We start from the raw sequence: 616 nt of genomic DNA on the forward strand, positions 1-616 counted from the left end.
GCCTGAACACCAAGAGCGGCGAATTTATTGATGCCGATCTGATGGTCTGGGCGGCGGGGATCAAGGCACCGGACTTTATGAAAGAGCTGGGTGGGCTGGAAACCAACCGTATTAACCAGCTGGTGGTTGAGCCAACCTTACAGACGACCCGTGATCCGAACATCTACGCGATTGGCGACTGTGCGTCCTGTGCGTTGCCGTCCGGTGGTTTTGTTCCTCCGCGTGCTCAGTCCGCACATCAGATGGCCTCACGCGTGCTGGCCAATATTCTGGCGGAGATGAAAGGGCAACCGCAGAAGCCGTATGTCTATAAAGATCACGGTTCACTGGTCTCACTGTCCCGCTTCAGCACCGTGGGGAGTCTGATGGGCAATCTGATGCGTGGTTCGATGATGGTCGAGGGGCGTATTGCGCGTTTCGTCTATATCTCGCTGTACCGCATGCACCAGGTTGCGCTGCACGGTTACTTTAAAACTGGGTTGATGGTGCTGGTGGGCAGTATCAACCGCGCGATCCGTCCACGCCTCAAGCTGCACTAAGCTGTAAAAAACGGCTTATACTCCCGGATGACTGTCTGTGGGGGTATAAGCCGTTCTTCTGACTCACCCCCTCATCC

General features: G+C 55.7%; 1 protein-coding gene. It reads left to right on the forward strand.

The annotated features are described in order from the left end of the window. Positions 1 to 539, forward strand: a 539-nt coding sequence (locus tag WH277_RS04005) for an NAD(P)/FAD-dependent oxidoreductase (RefSeq protein WP_339504482.1), incomplete at its 5' end; no start/stop codon positions are given. Positions 540 to 616: the final 77 nt, after the last annotated feature.

This window comes from Erwinia sp. MYb416 (assembly GCF_037479575.1).
GTDB lineage: Bacteria > Pseudomonadota > Gammaproteobacteria > Enterobacterales > Enterobacteriaceae > Erwinia > Erwinia rhapontici.